Here is a 458-nt window from a genome sequence, read left to right as displayed (position 1 = left end):
GCCGCCGACGATGAACATGTCCTTGATGCGGTCGGTGATGCGGAGGTTGCCCTCCTCGTCCAGTACGCCGACGTCGCCCGTGCGCAGCCAGCCGTCCTCGCCCAGCACTTCCGCCGTGGCCGCCGGGTCCTCGTAGTAGCCCCGCATGACGTTGAAGCCGCGGACCAGCACCTCGCCCGGGGTGCCGGACGGCGCCGCCACCCGGACCTCGGTCCCCGGGATCGCCCGTCCCGACGTCGACGCGATGACCGACGGATCGTCCCCCCGCCGGCACATGGTCACGATGCCGCTGGCCTCCGAGAGGCCGTACGCCGTCAGCACGGTCCCCACGCCCAGCTCGCCCCGCAAGCGCTCCACCAGCCGCAACGGCACCACCGCCGCCCCGGTCACCACGAGCCGCAGCGCGGACAGGTCGTGCGCGGCGCGGGCCGGGTGGTCGAGGAGGGACTGGTGGAGGG

1 protein-coding gene is annotated in these 458 nt (G+C 74.0%); it reads right to left on the bottom strand.

Annotated features, from left to right (window positions below; genetic code table 11):
- Positions 1-458: AMP-binding protein (locus tag JHN63_RS51995; RefSeq protein WP_200692057.1), on the bottom strand; the 458-nt coding region annotated here is incomplete at both ends.

The sequence above is a fragment of the Streptomyces sp. MBT65 genome (assembly GCF_016612545.1).
Lineage (GTDB): Bacteria > Actinomycetota > Actinomycetes > Streptomycetales > Streptomycetaceae > Streptomyces.
This window is presented reverse-complemented; position numbering and strand designations above follow the sequence as displayed.